This window comes from Bacillus sp. IT-79MI2 (assembly GCF_949768135.1).
Classification (GTDB): domain Bacteria; phylum Bacillota; class Bacilli; order Bacillales; family Bacillaceae_G; genus Bacillus_A; species Bacillus_A pseudomycoides.
Genome location: NZ_CATKPV010000062.1, coordinates 351,881 through 373,881, shown reverse-complemented (window position 1 = coordinate 373,881; position 22,001 = coordinate 351,881). Strand labels below are relative to the sequence as shown.

Here is a 22,001-nt window from a genome sequence, read left to right as displayed (position 1 = left end):
GAGTGAAGTGCAGTGCGAATTGGAGAATTATCAAAGCGAACTGGCGTCAGTGAACGTTCATTAAGGCATTATGAAGAAAAAGGGTTGCTTCCTTCGAAACGCCTTACAAATGGCTATCGTGATTTTGAGGCAAGTGCCACCAGAAAAGTTGAACTCATTCAGATGTACTTACAGCTTGGCTTGAATTTAGAAGAAACTGCAAGAATGCTGCGCTGCTTAGAAATTGAACCACAATTATACGAAAATCCATGCAGTAGTATTCTTACACTTTACGAAGAAAAGCTGGCTGAGGTAACAAAGCAAATTTCACTGCTCTCCAATATTCAAGCGAATTTACAGAAGCATGTTTCACTCCTAAAAAAAACGAAGGAAAAGGAATGATTGCATATGTTCGTTATACACGGAAGCTCCCGTTCAAATGGAAATACAGAAGCCCTTACACACATGATGATTGATGGTATCGATGCAGAACAAGTTTATTTACGGGATCATACCGTTCATCCTATTACAGACCAACGTCATGAAGCAGAAGGATTTCAACCAGTAGATGATGATTACCAAAACCTAATTGAGCAAATGCTAGAACACGATACAATTATTTTCGCTACACCTCTATATTGGTATGGGATGAGCGGACATATGAAAAACTTTGTTGATCGCTGGTCACAAAGTTTACGTGATAGATCCCTTCATTTTAAAGAAAAGATGAAAGAAAAAAAGATGTACGTTGTCATTGTTGGTGGAGATAATCCAAAGTTAAAGGCATTACCACTTATCGCACAATTTCAATACATCTTTGATTTTATCGGTTCTTCTTTTGAAGGCTACATTATCGGTGATGCTAATGCACCGGATGAAATTTCAAACGATAAAGAAGCATTAGTAAAGGCGAAACTATACAATGAACAATTCCGGAAATAATAACCAGAAACTAGTTTGACAAATCTCTTTGTATACGTATACGCATACAATAAAAATAACATTATGAAAGGAAGGTAACCCGGCCAATGAAGTTCTAATTCTCTTATTTATTCATCCATCACGCATAGTGAAACAAAATGATGAAAACTAGAAGAAGATGAGTCTGTCCATTTGTCGATACTTTCTTTTATCGCGATCGTGTAAAAATATGTGCATCGCTTATTTCTACACACTTTTTACATCTATGGGTGACGTCTATCCTCTCTAGTGAAACTAGGGAGGTTTTTTTATGACCATTTTATTCGTACGTAATATTGAAAAAATCTTTGGTGACCGCACTATATTTACAGTACAATCGCTTGAAATTCAAGGAAATGACCGCATCGGCATTGTCGGAGTCAATGGAGCCGGAAAATCTACACTATTACAAATTTTAAGCAAAGAAATAGAGCCAGATGAAGGCACTGTCTCACATCACGGTTCTATCACCATCATTCCTCAGTTTAGCGAAGAAACACTAGAAACAGCCACTTCCCTCGCAAAAGGAAAGTGGCACATTGCGAACGTTTCAAACTCACTGAGCGGCGGCGAGCGAACAAAGGTAGCACTAGCGAAAGTGTTTTTAGGAAACTATAACATGCTTCTGCTCGATGAACCGACGAATTATTTAGATGTAACAACTCAGGAAGAACTAGAAAACATGTTACAAGAATATCCTGGCACCGTCCTTTTCATTAGCCATGACCGTGCATTTATTCGTTCGGTTGCAGATTATATCTTACACATAGATGAGACTGAACCACGACTCTTCCATGGAAACTATGATCAATATATGAATCGAACAGAACAAACTTCTGTAAACACTACCGAGCAAGAACTGTTGCGATTGCAAACAAAATTAACAGAAATCATCAGCCCGATTTCGATGCCTGATCGACATGATGATGTTACAATTCTTGAACAAGAATATGAGCAGTTATTGGAGAAAATCAGGAATTATAAGGACGCACTCTAATGTCTTCCCGATATCTCGACGAGGATCCTGAAATTTCCCAAGAAATATCAGTGATTCGACTGCAAATATATCGTCGCTTCTACAATATACAACATAACAGGCATACAAAAAGCCGTGTACTGAGCACGGCTTTTTTCTTTATATGTTACACACGGACAGCTGTACCACTTACCGCAACCATTAACATCCCTTCACGAACTACCTCATAGTCTACGTCAATGCCAACAATCGCGTTTGCACCTTTTTGCTTCGCAAAAGATTTCATCTCTTCCATCGCAATATCACGTGCTTCTTTTAATTTACTTTCATATGCACCAGAACGGCCACCGACAATGTCACGAACAGAAGCAAATAAGTCGCGGACGATATTTGCACCCATAATCGCTTCACCGTTTACGATATCAATGTACTCGATAATTTCTTTCCCTTGAATAACAGAAGTTGTTGTTACGATCATTTTTTACAGCCTCCTATATATGTATCTTTTTCTTACCTACCTATATGGTACGCTAATTCTGTTAAAATTACATATACAAGGTCTTTTAAATTACACTGCTTCCGTATCCCACTTATGATTCTGTTCTACAAACACAATTCCCAATTCATGATGTCCATCTGCATATAGTGCCGTTTGAGCAAGGCGGAGCTCGCCTTTTGTATCAAGTACTTCTAACTTACAAAATGCCCCTGTCGTCTTGGACTGAAGCGCATCATAAAACTCTTCTGCACTTTTAGGAATTACACCGTTTACCTTCGTAATAACCTCTCCGGGCTTCAGATTCATTTCTACACCGACTGTATTCGGAATTATACCTAATACAACTAATCCATCATCGCGCGCTGCAAAATATGCTGGGCGCGTTTCATCAGCTATACGTTCCCGCATCGCAATAGTAAAGCGACCAAGCATCGCGACTCCCATCGCAAGAATAGCTACAACAGGCCACCAATAACTGACCACCCCTAAAACAAGAACAAGGGTCGCTAAACCAAATATACGTCTTCCTGTAAATAATAATGCTTCTGTCGGTTCCTCACTTCTAATTGTTCGCATAAAGCCAATTAAAAACGGTACAAGGAATAAGGAATACGTTTGTGAACCAACAGAAATGACCGGCCACCACGAAACAAATTGTGTAACAGCATCTCCCGGCACAAGAATAAAAATCGGAACGAGCCATAAACGCTTTGATTCATGTAGTCCAATATTTAAACCGCGCTTTCCTTTACGCATCTTAGGCGTTGAATGCCGCACCGCATTTTTCGAAATTAATAATCCTTCTACTACTAACATCAAGCCAATTAAAATGGCAAGTGATGCAATGGTACTCTCTTCTCCTTCTCCAAGCTGTAAGAAAGAGATTGGAAGTTTAGAAGATAATAAAGCTGCTACAATCGCCACGCCAAATGTGTAAGCAGGAGATAAATATCTATATTGAGCAGCTAGTCCAAATACTAGTGTCCAAATTAAAATCATCCATATACTTGCTTGCGACATAACTAGTCCGGCTCCAACTGTTATGATGGATACAACGAATCCATATCCAACTCCTGAAAATAAGGATGTTCGTAGTTCAAACCAAATATCATATACTTTAAAAGAAAAATCTTTTCGTTCTCGTAATATACGTAAGTATCCAGCAAAAATGCTACTTATCAAAAATACATAGACAGCAGGGTGTAAGAAAAAACGCCCAACTGCTCGCATTATCTCAAAAGACCACGCCTCCACGAATCGCTTCACCACCATTTATTCTTTCTTTTTATCTTATCATAAAGTGAAACTTTAATCAGTGGAGTTTTCTCCATCCCCCATCTACCTTCTTTTCTTTTTCTAAATTTTGAGATAGAAGTGTTACCGTTCATAAGTAGCGGGATAAACACATACAAAAAAATACAGGCAATAATATGCCTGTATTTTTCCTTATTTCGCCATTAATTTTAATGCTGCCTGCAATTGCAGATCATTTTCACCAGAGCGAATCTTTTCAATGATTTTATTTTGAATCGCTTCAGCTGTCTTTTTATCAAGCTGACCTGTCATTTCCATTTCATTTGCATTTTGGAATGCTTTTAAAGCCGACTCTGTTTCCTTACTAAAGTATCCATCCTCACGTCCAGGTACATATCCTAAACTTTTCAGCATTTCTTGCGCATGCTTCACTTGTACATCATTTGAATTATAAGAAAGTGTTTTCTCAATTTGAATTGGCGTTGCATGATAATAATCTGGCTGTTTCACTTCCACCGTTGGGGCAATTCCTTTCTTATGAACCCAATTGCCATCTGGTGTAAGCCATTTAAACATTGTCAGTTTAATATTGCTGCCATCTTTAAACGGAACAGCTTGCTGAACAGTACCTTTTCCAAATGTTTTTTCACCAACTAAATCATATCCTTCGCCTTCTTTTAATGCACCTGCTAAAATTTCTGAAGCCGATGCACTTCCTTTATCAATTAATACTGAAATTGGATATGATTTTCTCTCTTTTAATGCAGTTGAGAATTTCTTTTTCTCACCATTTCGTTGTTCAACTTGCATCATTGGCTTTTTGTCCGTCATAATTAATCCTAAAATATCTTGTACGCTATTTAAGTAACCTCCTGGATTACCACGTACATCAATGACAAGGCCTTTTATATCTTTCTTTTCAAGTTCTTTTAATTGATCTTTAAATTCTTTCGCTGTATTTTCAGAGAAAGATGTAATTTGGATATAACCAATATTTTTCTCCTTCTCTTTCTTTACAGAACTAAACACAGTAAAAATCGGAATTTTTTCACGTTTAATTTTAAATTCTAGTGGATCTGCTACTCCTGAACGTTTTATCTCAAGCGTAACGTCCGTTCCTTGTTTACCACGAATCTTTAAGACCGCTTCTTCACGTGATAAATCTTTTACACTGTTTCCATTTACTGATAAAATTTGATCATTTGGCTTAATGCCTGCTTTTTCTGCTGGTGACCCTTTAATCGGAGAGACAATGATCAGTTTTCCATCCGTTTTGTTCACCTCAGCACCAATACCTTCAAGCTCCGGATCAAGCGACTCTGTAAATTGCTTCGCTGTTTCCTTATCCATATACGTGGAATAAGGGTCCTTCAGCGTCGACAACATACCCTGTATCGCACCCTCAACAAGCTTTTCATCCTTCACGTCTTCCACATAACGCGAATCAATCAGTGCATACGCCTCATTAATTTTAGCTAAATCCCCTTGTTTCGTGCCGGCACTATCGCCTGTAATTGTTTGCGCCATATATGATGGATTGATTCCAAACATATACATACCTGCAAACATTCCGCCAGCACCAATTAAAAATGCAACAATCATTCCAATAATCGCAACTCTACGTTTCAATGCGGAATTCCCCTTTCCAGAACACACAGGTGGTGTAGCAAAAGGCATCACACATTGTGTGATGCCTTTACCTATTTCTACTATATGATAAGCTTGTACGAATTATGTTTGCAACTTTTTATACTTTTAAGAAGCGACGAATTGACATTACGCTTCCCCACATACCGATTAATGCACCAATTAACACTAATAAACCGGAAAGTTGGAATACAAACGGACTATATGGAAGAAGTTCAAAAATCGTTCCTCCAAGCTTCTGGTTAAACATACCTTGAAGCGAATTATAAGTAGATAAAATTACAACAATTGGGAGAATTGAACCAAGTACACCTAAGAATAAACCTTCTAATAAGAACGGCCAACGGATAAACCAGTTTGTCGCACCTACAAGTTTCATAATTTCAATCTCCGTGCTTCGTGCATAAATTGTAATTTTGATTGTATTAGAGATTAAGAACATTGCTGTGAATAATAGACCAGCAATTAACAAAATCCCAATATTACGGCCTGTGTTCACTGTATCAAATAATTTTTCAACTTGGCCTTTACCATATTGGACTGTACTTACAAACTGCATTTTTTCAACTTTTTTCGCAATTGTAGCTGTATCTGTTGGTTCTTTCGCCTTTACAATAAATACGTTTTTAAGTGGATTATCTTGCTCAAATAACTCAAACGTTTTTCCGCTGTCACCTAAGCTTTTAATCAAACGTTTTAACTCTTCTTCTTTAGAAGAATATTTAACAGAATCTACTTTTGCAATTTTGCTAAGATCTTTTTCCAATTTCTTTTGATCCGCTTCTTTCGCCGCTGGATCAATGTGTATACGAATTTCTACATCTTGCTCCACTTTCGTTGCAAAGTGGTTCATATTCATAATCGCTGTTAAAAAGACACCTACAAGTAATAATGTAACTGTTACTGCACTGACAGAAGCAAACGTCATCCATCCGTTACGGGATAGATTTTTTACACCTTCTCGTAAATGCCGACTAAGGGTTTTAGTCTTCATATCCGTATCCTCCCTCAATCTCATCTCGAACAATTTTTCCGCCTTCAATCGCAATTACGCGATGACGAATTGTATTTACGATATCTGCATTATGCGTTGCCATAACAATTGTTGTACCGCGTTCATTAATACGTTTAAAGATACTCATAATATCAAGTGCTGTATCAATATCTAAGTTTCCTGTCGGCTCATCGGCAATCACAACTTTGGGCTTATTTACAATCGCCCTTGCAATCGCCACACGCTGTTGTTCTCCACCTGAAAGTTCAGTTGGAAGTGCGTCCGCACGATCTTCAAGGCTTACAAGACCCAGTACTTCAGTAACACGCTCACGAATTGCATCAGGCTCTTCTTCAATTACTTCTAAAGCAAACGCTACATTCTCATATACCGTTAATTTAGGTAGCAATTTAAAGTCTTGGAAAATTACGCCTAGCTGACGGCGAAAATATGGTACATCTCGCTCTGCTAACGTTTCAATTACAAGTCCATTCACATTGATAGATCCTGTTGTTGGTTTTTCTTCACGATACATCATCTTAATAAATGTAGATTTTCCGGCTCCACTCGGTCCAACTACGTATAAAAATTCACCTTGCTTAATGCTAACTGTGAGTCCATCGATGGCTTTCATACCATTTGGATACTCCTTATAAACATTCGTCATTTTTATCATTATTTATCACCCAATACTTAATGATTTTTTTCGACATACTTTTTCTGTCTATCTGAACATGAAAGCAAAAGCTCCCACTCTTACTTACACTCTGCTGTACTACAAACCTATTGAAGTATTTCTGTTGTTTCAAATAACAGTAACAGCATTTTCAGTCTATCACTGTTGCTTATGTACATGTTTCAGCAAAATTCTACAAACTACATTGTAACATCATTCGGTTTCCAATTCGGATACAATTTTGTTACAGTTATGTTACAGCACAAAAAGAAACAAGAAAAAGCAGTTATTCAAAGCTCCCTTTCCTCGATAAAAGGTTAATTCCTAACTATATAAGTACAAATTGAAAAAACAAACATAAAAGAAGCAGTCAGATCCTTTTCCTACCCCATGCCAAGTTAAAACAAAGAGAGAAAACGAGTACAGGTCACCTTTTGTTCTTCATAGTAGCAGTTTATATATTTTAAAATCAAAATGGATACATATATATCATAAACAAGTCTATATCATTTTATGAATCATTTTATAAGTCTAGCTTTTTATAAAACAACCCAAAAAACTGACTGTTTAGCCCATCATGTCTAAAAACCTTCCACACAAAAAAGCCCCTTAGCCAACACTGCTAAACAGTCAGCTCCACTTTTTTTACGTTCTAGCTTTAGCGGCTAGAATGCTCAGTGTCTTTGCTTCTTCCTTCTATTCTGAACAAGCCACTTCCGCTTTTCTTTTGTCTAGCTGCAGTGGCTAAAATCTCCGGCCGTTTCACTCCCTCGGACGAGACAAAAAATGCCTCTCTGTCGGGGGTTCCAACGTCCTACGATTTTAAACAAGCCACTTCCGCTTTTCTTACTTATGTTCTGCTAACCATTCTGATACTTTTTTTGCATCTTCACCTTGAATAATTCCTGGTGACATTGCCCCGCGCCCTTTTTGGATAATATTTTCAATCTCCGCCGCGTCGTATTTACCGCCTACTTTTCGTAAATCAGGTCCAGTTGCACCAGATAAGTCGCTAGCATGACAACCTGCACAACTTTTTTTGAAAATTTGCTCTGCACTATCTGTACTTGCAGATTGATTAGAAGATTTATTTTCTTCTTTCTTTCCACATGCTCCTATAGTAAAAGCTAATGATGTTCCTAATACAATAGCCAACAATTTCTTTTTCACTTTTATCGCCCCCCATTGTTGATATCCTTCTTATTATTGATATAGCCATACTCTCACATAGCTCTCACTTGCCATTATAATAATTATCCCCTTATAGAAAAACCAACCTTCATAGGATATTTTTTACAAAAGGGATGAGAACCCTACTCATATAAAGCTTTCACCAATTGTTTCAATTCTGTGAACAAATATAAATTACTATAAAGATACTGTTTTTGCAAAACAAAAAAGGAAAAATTCTATACGGCTTCCTTATCATTTATAGCTTGCTTCTTAATATTTTTCACTTTTTACAAAACAATATACGACCTTGTATCATAAAACCAAGCTCATCAAAAAGAGAAGTTGTCACCCAACTCCTCTTCCTCCTTCTCTTATCAATACAGACAAGATGTACCTCATTATTCCCCGCTATCTCCTCAACGATAGGCCAACAGTCCGTTGGCTTTTTTCTTAAGAAATACGAGAGCGTAAATATGCATCAATAAACGGATCAATTTCTCCATCCATAACCGCTTGTACATTACCAACTTCCGTATTTGTACGGTGGTCTTTCACTAGAGAGTATGGGTGGAATACGTAAGAACGAATTTGGCTACCCCAGCCAATTTCTTTTTGTTCACCACGAATTTCATTTAACTGTGCTTGCTGTTCTTCTAATTTCTTTTGATATAATTTCGCCTTTAACATTTTCATCGCATGTTCACGGTTTTTAATTTGCGAACGCTCGGATTGACATGTTACAACCGTATTCGTTGGCGTATGTGTAATACGAACCGCTGAATCCGTCGTATTAACGTGCTGTCCACCCGCACCACTTGCACGGTACGTATCTATTTTTAAATCTTCCGTACGCACTTCAATCTCGATATCATCATTAAATTCAGGTACAACTTCACAAGATACGAACGATGTATGACGACGGCCTGAAGAGTCAAACGGTGAAATACGTACAAGACGATGTACACCTTTCTCTGCTTTCAAGTAACCGTAAGCGTTATGACCCTTAATTAACAATGTTACGCTTTTGATTCCTGCTTCATCGCCTGGTAAATAATCGACTGTATCTACTTTAAATCCGCGTTTTTCAGCCCAGCGTGTATACATACGTAATAGCATAGAACCCCAGTCTTGTGATTCTGTTCCACCAGCACCTGGATGTAGTTCTAAAATCGCATTATTTTTATCATAAGGATCGCTTAATAATAGCTGAAGCTCGTACTCATTCATTTCTCGAACTAAAGATTTCACTTCAGATTCTAATTCCTCATGTAAATCTTCATCATATTCTTCTTTTAAAAGTTCATGTGTCACTTCTAGATTTTCGAATGTTTCATCTAACTGACGAAATTTCCCAACCATTTCTTTTAACGCATTCGCTTCATTAATTACAGTTTGTGCGCCTTGTTGATCATCCCAAAAGCCTGCACCCATCATTGTTTCTTCTAATTCTGCAATGCGTTTTTCCTTTGTAGGAAGGTCAAAGAGACCCCCTAAAAGCCGCTAATCTCTTAGCCATTTTCTCTAATTCTTGCCTAATTTCTACTAGTTCCATGCTCTTCACCTCTATGTAATTGCTATCGCTTTTATATAAAACAAGGGAAACTCCCTCCGCTTATTACAGAGAGAGTTTGTCCCTTTTTATTATATGGATACTTTTAAAACTTTTCCATTTTGAAAATAAAATTTCGTGTAAGGTCGATTTTGAGCGCCTTCCTGCGAGGCAAACTACGCCTCTCTGTTAGGAGCTCCATCCTCCTCACATTCTGAACGAGCCGCTTCCGCACAAGAAAGTACAAATCACTTTCTGTGCGGAAGAACCTTAGCCAACGATGCTGAACAGTCGGCGCCACTTTTCCTTATTTCCCAATACCACAGCAGTTTTTATATTTCTTACCACTGCCACATTTGCATAGGTTGTTACGTCCTTCTTGTTCACCTTTTACGACTGGTTTCTTTTTCACTTCTTCACCGTCATCTTTCGGATGAACTGCTTCACCTTGAGCTACTTCTTGGCGCTCTAAGTTTTGTTCAATTTCTGCTTTCATAATGTAACGAGAAACCTCTTCTTCAATGGAAGCGATCATGGATTCAAACATTGCGAATCCTTCCATTTGGTATTCACGAAGCGGGTCAATTTGACCGTAAGCACGTAAATGAATACCTTCACGAAGATGATCCATCGCATCGATATGATCCATCCATTTCGTATCTACAACGCGGAATACAACAACCTTTTCAAATTCACGCATTTGTTCTTCTGGTAGAAGTTTTTCTTTTTCATCATAACGCTCTATTAATTTTGCAATGATTGGCTCGCTCATTTCTTCTGGTGCAAGGCGGCGTATTTCTTCTTCCTTAACATCACCTTCCTCAAGAAGGTTTGTATTTAAGTAGTCAATCAGACCTTTAATGTTCCAATCCTCTTCAATTTCCTCTTGCGTATGAAGGGCAACAGCACGTTCTACAGTAGATTTCATCATACCTTCGATAATGCCTCGTAAGTTTTCAGATTCCATTACTTCTTGACGTTGCTTATAAATTACTTCACGTTGTTGGCGAAGTACATCGTCATACTGCAAGAGCTGTTTACGTGCATCGTAGTTGTTTCCTTCTACGCGTTTTTGCGCAGATTCTACAGCACGAGATACCATTTTACTTTCGATTGGCTGTGAATCATCCATACCAAGGCGATCCATCATCGCTTTCATATTATCTGCACCGAATCGGCGCATTAATTCATCTTCCATTGATAAGTAGAACTGCGTCACACCAGGGTCTCCTTGACGACCAGAACGACCACGTAACTGATTATCAATACGACGACTTTCATGACGTTCTGTACCGATAACCGCTAGGCCACCAGCTTCTTTTACACCTTCGCCTAGTTTAATATCCGTACCACGACCAGCCATGTTTGTCGCAATCGTTACAGAGCCTTTAAGTCCTGCTTCTGTAATAATATCCGCTTCACGTGCATGGTTTTTCGCATTCAAGACGTTATGACGTACACCTTTACGTGTTAACATGTTTGAAATAAGTTCAGATGTTTCAATTGCAACTGTACCAACAAGAACTGGTTGCCCTTGCTTATGGCGTTTTACAATATCCTCAACAACCGCATTGAATTTTCCTTCCATCGTTTTGAAAATTAAATCCGCACGGTCATCACGAACAATTGGTCTGTTTGTTGGTATCACGATAACATTCATATTATAAATGTTACGGAATTCCTCTTCTTCCGTTTTCGCTGTACCAGTCATACCTGATAACTTTTCGTACATACGGAAGTAGTTTTGGAATGTAATGGTTGCTAATGTCATACTTTCATTTTGAATTTCTACGCCTTCTTTTGCTTCAATCGCTTGGTGTAAACCTTCACTATAGCGGCGGCCTTTCATAAGACGACCAGTGAATTGGTCTACAATTACAATTTCGCCTTCTTGTACAACATAATCTGTATCGCGGTGCATTACAACGTGTGCACGAAGCGCCTGATTAATATGGTGAAGAAGTGCAACGTGTTTTAAATCAAATAAGTTTTCAATATGGAAAGCTTTCTCTGCTCTCGTAATCCCGTCTTCTGTTAACATGACATTTTTCGTTTTCACGTCAAATGAGTAATCTTTTTCATTTTCTAACGTACGAATAAATGCATTTGCAAAGATATATAGTTCTGTTGATTTTTGTGCTTGTCCAGAAATGATAAGCGGCGTACGCGCTTCATCAACTAAAATGGAATCGACTTCATCAATGATTGCGAAATGAAGCGGACGCTGAACACGTTGCTCTTTATATAGCACCATGTTATCACGCAAATAGTCAAAACCAAGCTCGTTGTTTGTACTATATGTGATATCAGCAGCGTAAGCAGCTTGCTTTTCTTCACGTGACATGCTATTCAAGTTAATTCCTACTGTTAAGCCAAGGAACTCATGTAGTCGTCCCATTTCCCCTGCGTCACGTTGCGCTAAATATTCATTGACTGTAACAACATGAACACCTTTACCTGTTAAAGCATTCAAATAAACCGGTAAAGTAGAAGTTAATGTTTTACCTTCCCCTGTTTTCATCTCAGAGATATTCCCTTCATGTAAGGCAATACCACCCATTAATTGCACAGGATAAGGGCGCATACCAAGAACGCGTGTCGCTGCTTCACGAACAACCGCAAAAGCTTCTGGTAATAAATCGTCTACTGTCTCGCCTTTCGTAAGACGCTCTTTAAATTCAATTGTTTTCCCTTTTAATTGTTCGTCAGTTAACGATTGAATCGATGATTCAAACCCTTCTATTTGATCCACATTTTTCTGCATACGTTTAATTTGGCGCTGGTTTACATCAAACACCTTTTTTAAAATACCGATCATAGGAAATACGCTCCTCTTTTATTAAAATAAAACTTCCGATCGTGCTCTATATTTCTGCTCACTAATCAGTCGTTATAAAACGCAAATTTATTTTCTAGCATTTTCTCTCCTAATTAAAAAAACAAAAAAAGTATAAACCTAATGATAATTGTAACACTTGTTTTATAGCTATGACAACAACTGGCCAAACGCATAGCCTAAATTAGCTGAAATTTTGATTAATAGGCGTTTTATAGCGATTTCATCCTTTACTAAACTTCTTTGTTTCCTGTTCCATTATGAGACAGCGGTATGTCTTCCCAAAAATAATAGAGTGAAAACTCAAAGACTTTCATATGTTTCATCGGTCTACACGTAAAACATTTTATACACAATAAAAAAACGCAGCCTTTTACAGCTGCGTTCTTTACTTATTATTTTGTTTCAATTAATCCATATTTTCCATCTTTGCGGCCATAGACAACATTAGTTTCATTTGTATCCGCATTTGTGAAGACGAAGAAGTTATGACCTAACATAGCCATTTGTAAGATGGCTTCTTCAACATCCATTGGTTTTAAATCAAATCGTTTTGTACGTACAAGCTCTAATTCATCCTCTTTCACTTCTTCCAACGTTACCGCTGGCTCTGTAAGGATAAATGCAGTTTTCGGAGAACCTTTTTCACGTAATTTACGATTTACTTTTGTTTTATGTTTACGAATTTGTCGCTCAACTTTATCAACCACTAAATCAATTGCAGCGTACATATCGCTATGAGTTTCTTCTGCACGAAGTAATAAATCTGTAAATGGAATTGTTACCTCGATACGTTGCTTGTCAGAGTATACTTTTAAATTAACTTTAATCTCTGGAAATGTATCAAAATAACGCTCTAATTTGCTAAGTTTTTTCTCTACATATTCCTTTAATGCTGGAGTTACTTCAATATTTTCACCACGAATGTTGAATTTCATAGATGAATTCCCCCTTTCAAGCCTATGTATACAATTTCGACAACGGCTTAAGAACTCCTGCTAACTTTTTTGAAAAAGTTAGGGAAATTGAAATTTTTTATCGTTTTTTGTTGAAAAGAAAAGATGCATCGTTTCTATTTACATTTTACCCTATTAACATCGTAAATAACGAATATAAGTATGGACAATTCGTTACAGAAAAGAAACAACTTTTTGACAACATTTTTATCATTTGAATGGAAAGACCGACTGAAAACACAACCATCTCTTTTAGGCGGGAGGGAGCATCCGTCCATGGCTAGTAGCGGGCAGGGCCTTTTTTAGCCCCGTGCCATGTAAGAACACAAGGAGACAATGAGCGGAAGTCCCTGTTTGTCTTTCATAACCGTAATTTATGTGCCGTGAAATCAAATTAAAGTTATAAATTGAAAGAACCATATACAACCATTTCTTTTTGGTGAGAACGAGCGTCCGTCTTTGCATAAGAGCGGACAGGACTTTTCCCCCCATGCCACGCAAAAAAAACAGAAGGGGACAATAGGTGAAAGTCTCCTTCTGTTCTTCATAGCCGCAATTTATATTTTGGAAGATTAAATTGAATATATATAAACCGTTGCCACAACCCCAGCTCTATGTTTCTCACAAAACTCTTCGTTCGAAATTATAATTTCACAACATTCGCTGCTTGTGGTCCACGCGCACCATCTACAATGTCAAATTCTACTTTTTGTCCCTCTTCTAACGACTTATACCCATCCTGTTGAATTGCAGAAAAATGAACAAAAACATCATCACCGTCTTCACGCTCGATAAACCCAAATCCTTTTTCTGCATTAAACCATTTTACTCGTCCTTGCATGTTCGTTCCATTCCCTTCACTCTAAAAATAAGGGCATTTACCCCATAATTTGACTATAACGAATGACAACATATCAAGTCAAAGAAGTCTTGTCGCCTTTTTATTGTATCTTTCGACATACATATATTATCCGCGGCAAAGAGTAAGGCTAGAAATTTTTTGAGCACCTGCATCATACAGGCACTTTGCAACTTGCCTAACCGTAATTCCTGTCGTATACACATCATCAATGAGTAAAAGATGCTGTCCAATAAACATTTCTTCTTTGTGAAAGTAAAAGGGATTCGCTACTGAAAGCCTCTCTATACGTTTCTTTTTACTTTGCTTTTGCGTGTCTTGTCTACTTAAAGATGTTTGTAGAAAACTAAGTGGTAAACAAGATGCTAACAATTCCGCTTGATTAAAACCACGCTCGTATTCTCGCTCTTTACTAAGCGGAATCGGAATCATCGCATGACAATCTGAAAAATACTTACGAAATGTAGCTACAAAGTGCGCATGAAAAATACGAACAAGCTCAGCATCCCCACGAAATTTAAACTGAGCTAATATTTCCTTCATCCAATCATTATAGACGTACACAGATCGATTTTTTATAGGTAGAAACTTTCTCTCTTCCTGCCATCTTACGCAATCCTTGCAAAGGTTACCTTCTCTATACTCCTCTGACAGAGACTCAAATGGCCTGCCGCAGTCATCACAAATTTCTCCTATAATATAGGAAAGTTTTCGTTCACATCGCTCACATATACACCGCCTGTCAGACTGAATAAAAAAAGAATACCAGCTAACGCTTTCTGAAATAAAATCATGACAAAGTAGACAATGCATTAATGTATCAATCCTTCTTGCTTTGCCTTTTTATTCATAAATTGAATATGTTTTTTTGCGCGTATCATTGCTTCTGTTTTTCCATAATGAAAATAAAGAATATCACCATCTGGCCTGCGATGACTTCTGCCGGCCCTACCAGCAATTTGTACAAGTGCACTTTCCGAAAAAATGACTTCTTCCGTCCCTAACACAGCTACTTGCAAATTCTCTACCGTCACGCCGCGTTCCAAAATCGTCGTCGTTACTAATAATGGGATATTTCCTTTTCGGAACGAAGCTACCTTTTCTTTTCGCTTTGGATCCTCCGCATGAACACCTTCAATGCGATCATCTATTTTTTTTAATAATACACTTACTTCATCAATATAACGTACGTGAGGAACAAATAGAAAAATAGGAGATTGTTTAAGGAGATGATACTGTAGCCATTTTAAAACAACATGCGGGATTTCTTTTCGTTTTAGCGCCTTTTTCCAATTACCGCACCACCTGAACCTTGGGACTGGCAAAGGCTGACGATGATAACGCCCCGGAATGATTACACCTTTTTGTTCACCACTCCATAGCTTACGTTTCCATGTTTCTGCTGGGGTTGCAGTTAAATAAATTTGCGCAGCTCGCTCTTTACTCGCTTGCTCTACTGCATGATGAAGCATTTTGTCCATCGCATATGGAAAAGCATCAATTTCATCCACAATCATAACATCAAATGCCCTATAATAACGAAGCAACTGGTGCGTTGTAGAAACGATGAGCCTCGCTTCCTTTTCACGGTCCAAGCTACCACCATATAACGCAGCAATCGGTACATCTGGAAAAACAGTTTGTAAACGGGGTGCGAGCTCTAACACCACATCAGTCCGCGGCGTTGCAATACAAACCCGTTCGCCTTTTCGTAAAGCTTCGTCTATACCATAAAAAAGCATCTCTGTCTTACCAGCTCCGCATACTGCCCATATAAAGAAGGATTCTTTTCGGCGTACTGCTTCTGTTACTCCGCTAGCTGCTCTCTCCTGCCCAGGTGATAAATGGCCCTCCCACCGTAAAGGATTCGGCAAACTTTCCCATACTACATGTCGTATATCTCGAACGAGCACTGTACATTCTCCCACACGCCCCATCGTGATGCACTTTCGGCAATACGTGCACATTTGATTACACCTTTTACATAAAAACGAAGCAAATAACCGTTGCTCGTTATTTCCGCAGCGCTGGCATACATAACATGAAGATTTCTGTATAACACCTCTTTCTAAAGAAATATCCCCTTCTCTTTCCAAACAGTCTAATTCATCCTTTGTAAGTGACAGCTCTTCTAATAGCATCTGTCTTCCTGCTAGCATAGTAACGCCCCCTATATAAATCCATTTTGATTTTTCAGCATATAAGTCGCGGTTATGAAAACAAAAGAAGTTCTCCACTCATTCTCTCCTTCTGTTTTCACTTGGCATGGGGCTAAAAAAGGCACTGACCACTCCTATCCATGAGCGGATGCTCTCTCCCACCTAAAAGGAATGGTTTTATGTCGGTCTTTCTATGCGTATTTATATTTATATAGCTCTACTATAATCCCTTCTCTTTATCTCGTAAAAACGCAAAAAAGCCGATAACCTACTTTTAAAATAGTAAGCTATCGACTTTATACACATGTTTTATTTAGTTAAAAATCTTATAATCTACCGTAACCTAAGAAATGAGCTGTGTTATAACTGCTATTTACACTACCGTACGTAACACCAGTTGATTCATCAGCAGCGTGAATCATTTGGCCTCCACCAATGTAAATACCAACGTGTGATACGCCTGCTCTGTAAGTACCTTGCAAGAAGATAAGGTCACCTGGTTGCGCTTCAGATGCGCTAATTTTTTGTACAGATCCCCATAAACTTCTTGTATCTTGTTGTCCTAAACCATATACATAAGAAACTAATCCACTGCAGTCAAAACCGCCATTTGACGGTGAAGAACTACCCCAAACATATTTCATACCAACTAAGCTTTTTGCTTTTCCAATTACACCCGTATCTGGAACTGGTTTTGGAGCCGGTACTGGTTTAACATCTTCTTTTTTACCTTGTCCACCACTATTTGCTGGTGCTGGTTGTTGTGCCGGTGCAGCTTGTTGTGCCGGTGCAGCTTGTTGTGCCGGTGCAGCTTGTTGTGCCGGTGCTGGTTGCTGAGCTTGCTCTGCTTGTTTCTTCGCAGCGGCTTCTTGTGCTGCTTTTTCTTGTGCTTCTTTTTCTGCTAATTGTTGTAAGTATAACGCTTGTTTTTCAAGCTCTTTTAATTGACCTTCTGTGCTTGTCATGCTGTTTACAACTGTATCCATTTTACCGCTTAAATCGGTCACTGCTTCTTGTTTTTTCGCTTTTTCAGCATCAAGTTCTTTCTTTGCAGTTTCGATTTTCACTTGCGCTTCTTTTAATTCTTTTTGTTTTTCTTTTACCGTTTCAACATCTTTTTTCACAGTTGCTTGATCTTGTTGTTGTGTTGTCATGATATCTTCATCAGATTCAAGAATTTTCGAAACAGAAGTTAAACGATCTACTAAATCTGCAATGTTTTTAGAGTTTACAACAACTTCTGTTACAACGTTTGTATTTGGTTGTTCTTGAAGCGCTACTAAACGCTTTCTTAATAACTCTTCACGTTTTGCAATTTTCGTTTGTAAATCTGCAATGTTTTGATTTTTCTTCTCGATTAATGCTTGTGTTTCTTCAACTTTTTTCGTTGTTTCATCAAGTTTTGCTGCATTTTCTTGAACAGACGTATCTAAATCTTGAACCGTTTTATTTAAGTCGTTCATTTGTTTTTGAAGCTCGTCACGTTCTTGTTGTTGTTTATGTAAAGTGTCATTTTGTGTGTTAATTTGTGTTTTTACGTCCTCAATCTTTTCCGCAAATACATTTGGTGTTACTACTGAAAACATCATAAATCCTGCAGCCAATGCGCAAGATGCCATTTTTAGCTTTTTCATTTTGTTTTTACACCGCTTTCTTTTTTTCTTTTCCGTATGTAATAATCTATTAAAATTTATACCATATTTCGGGAGATATTTTATCATTGTTACGATTTTGTAAAATAAATGTAATATTATACTTGTAATTTCCTGACATTTTTCTTCTAATCCTGTATTTTCTTGTAGAATCTTAAGAAAATCGCGCTGTTTTTTTGTACAATTGTCATACATTCGTTATAAAAAAAACACAAGGAACACTCCTTGTGCTTTTTTCTCCCTATTCATCGAACAATCTATTATTTCACCCATTTTTCAGCCCAATTTTGGACTTCATTCATAACACTTTCTAATGCTTTTCCTTTGTCTGTTAATCCGTATTCGATTCTAACAGGTACTTCTGGGTACACATTACGAACGACTACACCTTCGCTCTCTAATTCTTTTAAACGCTCTGACAACATACGATCACTCATATTTGGAATAATATCCGCAATTTCTCTAAATCGCTTCGGCTCTTCTAACAAAGATTTAATAATTAAACCCGTCCACTTTTTACTAAGAAGTGTAAAAGCCGACTCAAACTTTGGACATAAACAAGAATTATGCTCCATATGTTTCACCTCTCCTTTATTATAAAATAGTTTCTTATAAAAAGTAAGTAATAAAACTTTCCTTATTTTTTATAAATGCATTTTGATTTTCCAACATATAAATTGCGACTATGAAGAACACAAGGAGACTCCCACTCATTTTCTCCTTCTGTTTTCACATGGAATAGGGATAAAAAAGGCACTGTCCCTAAAAGCCCGATTGGCGAGGGCTAATAATCAGTGGGGGATGGAGCCCCCCACTAATTAAAGTTTCACTTTATGTCGGTCTTTCAATCCGTATTTATATAAATTAAATTTTATCACTTCAAAATATTAACTTGTCAAATAGGCATTCGTATATCCGTAAAAAACTCTCTACAAAAAGAGAGCTTTTACATTTTTATTATTTTGTATACCACCCTAGACCTAGTGATCCCTCTCCTAAGTGCGTTCCAATTACAGGGCCAAAATAACTGATACGGATTGTAACATGAGGGTACTTTTCCTCTAATTCTTGCTGCCACTCTTTCGCTTCTTCTTCACGATTTGCATGAATGATAACAGCCTCCATCGGCATACCTTTACTCGCATGTTCATCGAAAATTTCAACGATACGCTTTAGTGCCTTTTTGCGTGTGCGAATTTTTTCAAACGGGATAATAACTTTATCTCTAAAATATAAAACTGGCTTTACTTGCAATAAGCTACCGATAAATGCTTGCGCGCTATTTAAACGGCCACCGCGTTGCAAATGATGAAGATCATCAACAACAAAATAAGCATCTATCGTTTGCTTCATTTCATCAAACCTAGCTAAAATCTCTTCTGGCACCTTTCCTTCGCTTACCATTCTCGCACCTTCACGCACATAAAACCCTTGTACCTCACAGCTAATTTCAGAATCATACGTATATACGTTTATCCCTTCGACCATTTGCCCAGCTGTCGTTGCTGTTTGATATGTACCACTAATTCCGCTTGAAAGATGGATACAAATCACCGCATCGTATTCTTTTGCTAGTTCTTCAAATAGCTCCACAAATTTTCCAATTGCTGGTTGAGAAGTTTTTGGAAGTTCTTCATGTTCACGTACTTTTACATAAAAATCATCCGCTGTAATTTCTGCTTCTTCTTGATAAGAATTCGTTCCAAAAATCACATTTAATGGAATCATATATATATTGAGTTCTTCACGAATATGCTTCGGTATATATGCTGTACTATCAGTAACAATAGCTGTTCTCATTTTCGTACCTGCCTTATAAAAAAGTTTTTATTTCCTAATTTTACACGAAAATAGGAAAAGGTGCATTAATGTATGAAAAATGCCGGGATAAGATTATAATAAACACTTGGACAATTTACAACAAAAATATTAAATTTATAATAGAACTTGCTATTTTCCTACAAAAAATGTTTGAATCTGAAAACTCCCCCTTTTACAATAAAAAGTACTAGTAATCTTGAAAGGTAGGGGCGTATATCATTGTTATTACAATATTTAACAATCAAAGACTACGGTGAACACAAAATTGTCATTCAAAAGTCACGGTTTATTTGCTATATAAGTCGAGCGAAAACAGAAGAAGAAGCACAAGAATTTATTCAAAAGATAAAAAAGCAGCATTGGAACGCAACACACAACTGCTCAGCCTATTTAATTGGGGAGCAAGATCAAATTCAAAAGGCAAATGATGACGGTGAACCAAGCGGTACAGCTGGTGTACCTATGCTAGAAGTATTAAAAAAACGTGGATTGAAAGATACAGTTGTTGTTGTCACACGATATTTTGGCGGCATTAAACTTGGTGCCGGTGGTTTAATTCGTGCATATGGAAAATGTACAAGTGAAGGAATTAACTATGTAGGTGTTGTCGAACGAAAATTAATGCGAGTTATGAAGACAGAAATTGACTATACACTACTTGGAAAAATTGAAAATGAATTACGCCACTCAAAATATGCTATTAAAGAGATTCATTACCTAGAAAATGTGACATTTGACACTTATGTGGAAGAAGATCAAAAACAAACTTTCACAGAGTGGATGATTGAACTAACAAATGGGAAATGTACAATACAAGAAGATGACATGCTGTATTTAGAACAAGACATTGTGCAACAATAACATATATATATTAAAAGGAGTTTATGTATGGAAGAGCGTTATCATCATCTCCAGAAAAGAAGAGTGAAAAAAAAGCGCAGACGTAGATTGTTTATCTACCTCATTTTTATGTCCTTAATTGGTAGTGCAGGGCTTTACATGTTTAACTCTTACTCTTCACTCATGGAGATGTATAGTGGCTTTACTCGTGATAAATCAAAATTACGTGCGAAAGATGTAGAAATTACAAAAGAACCTTTCAGCGTCCTTATTATGGGAATTGAAGATTATGCAACGGATGGACAAAATGGACGAACAGATTCTCTTATGTTCGCAACAATTAACCCAAAAACAAAAAATGTTTCACTCATGAGTATCCCGCGTGACTCACGTGTTACGATTGCTGGAAAAAATAAAAAAGATAAAATTAACGCGGCGCATGCTTACGGCGGAGAAAAAATGGCATTAGACACAGTCGAGAATTTTTTAGAGGTGCCTGTTGACCACTACGTTAAAATTGATTTCAAAGGCTTTAAAGGGATTGTCGATGCCGTTGGTGGCATTACAGTCGATGTGCCGTTTAATTTCGAGGAACGATCTGATATAGATTACTACAAACTGATTCAATTTAAACAAGGACAGCAAGAATTAAATGGCGAAGAAGCACTCGCTTATGTCCGTATGCGAAAGCAAGACCCAAATGGAGATTATGGCCGAGCTGCAAGACAACGACAAGTACTTGCCGCGGTTGTCCATAAACTAAATTCCGCTTCTACAGTCTTTAAAATTAAAGACTTAGCAGAGGTTGTTGGGAAATACGTAAAAACTGATATACCTGTATCCGATGGACTTGCCTTATATAATAAGTTATCTGGATTCGATCCTTCTACCATACAAACGATTAAATTAGAAGGTGAAGATAAAAAACTAAATGGTATCTATTACTTTATTCCAAATGAAATGAGCGTTCAAAATGTTCGTAATGAAATTTTGAAAAACTTAGGACAAGATAAAACAGACACGCATTCTACAACCAATACAAGTTCTAATTCTGATACGAATTCAACAAATTCATCTACTAAGAAAAAAGAACAGGAACCTCCGTCTACGAACGCTAACGCGGAATGGTTAATGCGAAATCATCAGTAGAGATTACTACTTAAAAGAAAAG

Annotated in this window: 22 protein-coding genes; 7 read left to right on the top strand and 15 right to left on the bottom strand. The window is 37.5% G+C overall.

Features of this window, described 5'->3' with window-relative positions; all coding sequences use genetic code 11:
* Window positions 1-12 precede the first annotated feature (12 nt).
* The 3 genes from ACM6HU_RS15455 to ACM6HU_RS15445 all read left to right on the top strand — a co-directional run bounded on the left by ACM6HU_RS15455 (window position 13) and on the right by ACM6HU_RS15445 (window position 1,936).
* Entirely contained in the window at window positions 13-381 is a 369-nt protein-coding gene (locus ACM6HU_RS15455) for a MerR family transcriptional regulator (protein ID WP_016112528.1), read from the top strand.
* Between the two features lie 6 nt (window positions 382-387).
* Entirely contained in the window at window positions 388-921 is a 534-nt protein-coding gene (locus tag ACM6HU_RS15450; RefSeq protein ID WP_016112529.1) for a flavodoxin family protein, read from the top strand.
* 289 nt (window positions 922-1,210) lie between these two features.
* Entirely contained in the window at window positions 1,211-1,936 is a 726-nt protein-coding gene (locus ACM6HU_RS15445; protein ID WP_016112530.1) for an ATP-binding cassette domain-containing protein, read from the top strand.
* Window positions 1,937-2,081: 145 nt separating this feature from the next.
* Here ACM6HU_RS15445 and ACM6HU_RS15440 read toward each other — a convergent pair whose 3' ends face one another.
* The 5 genes from ACM6HU_RS15440 to ftsE form a co-directional block, all read right to left on the bottom strand.
* Window positions 2,082-2,393, bottom strand: a complete 312-nt coding sequence (locus ACM6HU_RS15440) for a heavy metal-binding domain-containing protein (RefSeq protein ID WP_016112531.1) — start codon at window positions 2,391-2,393, stop codon at window positions 2,082-2,084.
* A 90-nt stretch (window positions 2,394-2,483) separates the two neighbouring features.
* The gene (locus ACM6HU_RS15435) at window positions 2,484-3,686 is read right to left on the bottom strand and encodes a PDZ domain-containing protein (protein ID WP_051124575.1); all 1,203 of its coding nucleotides are present in this window, start codon (window positions 3,684-3,686) and stop codon (window positions 2,484-2,486) included.
* Between the two features lie 174 nt (window positions 3,687-3,860).
* The gene (locus tag ACM6HU_RS15430; RefSeq protein WP_016112533.1) at window positions 3,861-5,345 is read right to left on the bottom strand and encodes a S41 family peptidase; all 1,485 of its coding nucleotides are present in this window, start codon (window positions 5,343-5,345) and stop codon (window positions 3,861-3,863) included.
* Between the two features lie 70 nt (window positions 5,346-5,415).
* Window positions 5,416-6,309 carry a permease-like cell division protein FtsX gene (gene ftsX, locus ACM6HU_RS15425; protein WP_016112534.1) on the bottom strand — a complete coding sequence of 298 codons (894 nt, stop codon included), beginning with the start codon at window positions 6,307-6,309 and terminating at the stop codon, window positions 5,416-5,418.
* Entirely contained in the window at window positions 6,299-6,985 is a 687-nt protein-coding gene (gene ftsE / locus ACM6HU_RS15420) for a cell division ATP-binding protein FtsE (RefSeq protein WP_077294635.1), read from the bottom strand. Before ftsE ends, ftsX begins: the two co-directional genes overlap by 11 nt.
* Before the next feature lie 177 nt (window positions 6,986-7,162).
* Between ftsE and ACM6HU_RS15415 the strand changes: the two genes are divergently transcribed.
* The gene (locus ACM6HU_RS15415) at window positions 7,163-7,306 is read left to right on the top strand and encodes a hypothetical protein (protein ID WP_414848250.1); all 144 of its coding nucleotides are present in this window, start codon (window positions 7,163-7,165) and stop codon (window positions 7,304-7,306) included.
* Window positions 7,307-7,831: 525 nt separating this feature from the next.
* Here the strand turns inward: ACM6HU_RS15415 and cccB are convergent.
* The 4 genes from cccB to hpf form a co-directional block, all read right to left on the bottom strand.
* A complete protein-coding gene (gene cccB, locus ACM6HU_RS15410) occupies window positions 7,832-8,155 on the bottom strand; it encodes a cytochrome c551 (RefSeq protein ID WP_016112536.1) in 324 nt (107 codons plus the stop codon).
* A 453-nt stretch (window positions 8,156-8,608) separates the two neighbouring features.
* Window positions 8,609-9,710, bottom strand: a protein-coding gene (prfB, locus tag ACM6HU_RS15405) for a peptide chain release factor 2 (RefSeq protein ID WP_097786915.1) whose coding sequence is annotated in 2 segments (ribosomal slippage) — window positions 8,609-9,637 and window positions 9,639-9,710 — 1,101 coding nt in all. Because the reading frame shifts where the segments join, the coding sequence is not laid out codon by codon here.
* A gap of 304 nt (window positions 9,711-10,014) precedes the next feature.
* Window positions 10,015-12,525, bottom strand: coding sequence for a preprotein translocase subunit SecA (secA, locus tag ACM6HU_RS15400; RefSeq protein WP_275857300.1), 2,511 nt, complete (start codon window positions 12,523-12,525; stop codon window positions 10,015-10,017).
* Window positions 12,526-12,938: 413 nt separating this feature from the next.
* Window positions 12,939-13,481, bottom strand: a complete 543-nt coding sequence (gene hpf / locus ACM6HU_RS15395) for a ribosome hibernation-promoting factor, HPF/YfiA family (RefSeq protein ID WP_016112539.1) — start codon at window positions 13,479-13,481, stop codon at window positions 12,939-12,941.
* A gap of 110 nt (window positions 13,482-13,591) precedes the next feature.
* Here hpf and ACM6HU_RS15390 point away from each other — a divergent pair, with 110 nt between their 5' ends.
* Window positions 13,592-13,717, top strand: coding sequence for a hypothetical protein (locus tag ACM6HU_RS15390; protein ID WP_256388727.1), 126 nt, complete (start codon window positions 13,592-13,594; stop codon window positions 13,715-13,717).
* A gap of 425 nt (window positions 13,718-14,142) precedes the next feature.
* Here ACM6HU_RS15390 and cspC read toward each other — a convergent pair whose 3' ends face one another.
* From cspC to ACM6HU_RS15360, 6 genes are all read right to left on the bottom strand, one after another.
* Window positions 14,143-14,340 (bottom strand): cold shock protein CspC, encoded by a 198-nt coding sequence (gene cspC / locus ACM6HU_RS15385; protein WP_001162040.1) that lies wholly within the window; start codon window positions 14,338-14,340, stop codon window positions 14,143-14,145.
* Between the two features lie 126 nt (window positions 14,341-14,466).
* Entirely contained in the window at window positions 14,467-15,171 is a 705-nt protein-coding gene (locus ACM6HU_RS15380) for a ComF family protein (RefSeq protein WP_275857301.1), read from the bottom strand.
* Entirely contained in the window at window positions 15,171-16,517 is a 1,347-nt protein-coding gene (locus tag ACM6HU_RS15375) for a DEAD/DEAH box helicase (protein WP_275857302.1), read from the bottom strand. The genes ACM6HU_RS15380 and ACM6HU_RS15375 overlap by 1 nt, the downstream gene beginning before the upstream one ends.
* Before the next feature lie 326 nt (window positions 16,518-16,843).
* Window positions 16,844-18,151 carry an NlpC/P60 family protein gene (locus tag ACM6HU_RS15370; protein ID WP_414848249.1) on the bottom strand — a complete coding sequence of 436 codons (1,308 nt, stop codon included), beginning with the start codon at window positions 18,149-18,151 and terminating at the stop codon, window positions 16,844-16,846.
* 278 nt (window positions 18,152-18,429) lie between these two features.
* On the bottom strand, window positions 18,430-18,744 hold the full coding sequence (locus ACM6HU_RS15365) for a winged helix-turn-helix transcriptional regulator (protein ID WP_016112543.1): 315 nt from the start codon (window positions 18,742-18,744) through the stop codon (window positions 18,430-18,432).
* Window positions 18,745-19,126: 382 nt separating this feature from the next.
* On the bottom strand, window positions 19,127-19,969 hold the full coding sequence (locus ACM6HU_RS15360) for a DegV family protein (RefSeq protein ID WP_414848248.1): 843 nt from the start codon (window positions 19,967-19,969) through the stop codon (window positions 19,127-19,129).
* A gap of 240 nt (window positions 19,970-20,209) precedes the next feature.
* On the opposite strand from ACM6HU_RS15360, the gene ACM6HU_RS15355 reads away from it, so the two are divergent.
* Both ACM6HU_RS15355 and ACM6HU_RS15350 read left to right on the top strand, forming a co-directional pair.
* Entirely contained in the window at window positions 20,210-20,851 is a 642-nt protein-coding gene (locus tag ACM6HU_RS15355) for a YigZ family protein (RefSeq protein WP_077294644.1), read from the top strand.
* Window positions 20,852-20,878: 27 nt separating this feature from the next.
* Window positions 20,879-21,979 carry an LCP family protein gene (locus ACM6HU_RS15350; protein ID WP_077294647.1) on the top strand — a complete coding sequence of 367 codons (1,101 nt, stop codon included), beginning with the start codon at window positions 20,879-20,881 and terminating at the stop codon, window positions 21,977-21,979.
* Window positions 21,980-22,001 lie beyond the last annotated feature (22 nt).

What these genes read in the sequence shown, in the direction of transcription:
- ACM6HU_RS15450 (WP_016112529.1), top strand. Translation starts at nt 388, where the DNA reads ATGTTCGTTATACACGGAAGCTCCCGTTCAAATGGAAATACAGAAGCC.
- ACM6HU_RS15445 (WP_016112530.1), top strand. Translation starts at nt 1,211, where the DNA reads ATGACCATTTTATTCGTACGTAATATTGAAAAAATCTTTGGTGACCGC.
- ACM6HU_RS15440 (WP_016112531.1), bottom strand. Translation starts at nt 2,393, where the DNA reads ATGATCGTAACAACAACTTCTGTTATTCAAGGGAAAGAAATTATCGAG.
- ACM6HU_RS15435 (WP_051124575.1), bottom strand. Translation starts at nt 3,686, where the DNA reads ATGGTGGTGAAGCGATTCGTGGAGGCGTGGTCTTTTGAGATAATGCGA.
- ACM6HU_RS15430 (WP_016112533.1), bottom strand. Translation starts at nt 5,345, where the DNA reads ATGCCTTTTGCTACACCACCTGTGTGTTCTGGAAAGGGGAATTCCGCA.
- ftsX (WP_016112534.1), bottom strand. Translation starts at nt 6,309, where the DNA reads ATGAAGACTAAAACCCTTAGTCGGCATTTACGAGAAGGTGTAAAAAAT.
- ftsE (WP_077294635.1), bottom strand. Translation starts at nt 6,985, where the DNA reads ATGATAAAAATGACGAATGTTTATAAGGAGTATCCAAATGGTATGAAA.
- ACM6HU_RS15415 (WP_414848250.1), top strand. Translation starts at nt 7,163, where the DNA reads ATGTTTCAGCAAAATTCTACAAACTACATTGTAACATCATTCGGTTTC.
- secA (WP_275857300.1), bottom strand. Translation starts at nt 12,525, where the DNA reads ATGATCGGTATTTTAAAAAAGGTGTTTGATGTAAACCAGCGCCAAATT.
- hpf (WP_016112539.1), bottom strand. Translation starts at nt 13,481, where the DNA reads ATGAAATTCAACATTCGTGGTGAAAATATTGAAGTAACTCCAGCATTA.
- cspC (WP_001162040.1), bottom strand. Translation starts at nt 14,340, where the DNA reads ATGCAAGGACGAGTAAAATGGTTTAATGCAGAAAAAGGATTTGGGTTT.
- ACM6HU_RS15380 (WP_275857301.1), bottom strand. Translation starts at nt 15,171, where the DNA reads ATGCATTGTCTACTTTGTCATGATTTTATTTCAGAAAGCGTTAGCTGG.
- ACM6HU_RS15375 (WP_275857302.1), bottom strand. Translation starts at nt 16,517, where the DNA reads ATGCTAGCAGGAAGACAGATGCTATTAGAAGAGCTGTCACTTACAAAG.
- ACM6HU_RS15370 (WP_414848249.1), bottom strand. Translation starts at nt 18,151, where the DNA reads ATGAAAAAGCTAAAAATGGCATCTTGCGCATTGGCTGCAGGATTTATG.
- ACM6HU_RS15365 (WP_016112543.1), bottom strand. Translation starts at nt 18,744, where the DNA reads ATGGAGCATAATTCTTGTTTATGTCCAAAGTTTGAGTCGGCTTTTACA.
- ACM6HU_RS15360 (WP_414848248.1), bottom strand. Translation starts at nt 19,969, where the DNA reads ATGAGAACAGCTATTGTTACTGATAGTACAGCATATATACCGAAGCAT.
- ACM6HU_RS15350 (WP_077294647.1), top strand. Translation starts at nt 20,879, where the DNA reads ATGGAAGAGCGTTATCATCATCTCCAGAAAAGAAGAGTGAAAAAAAAG.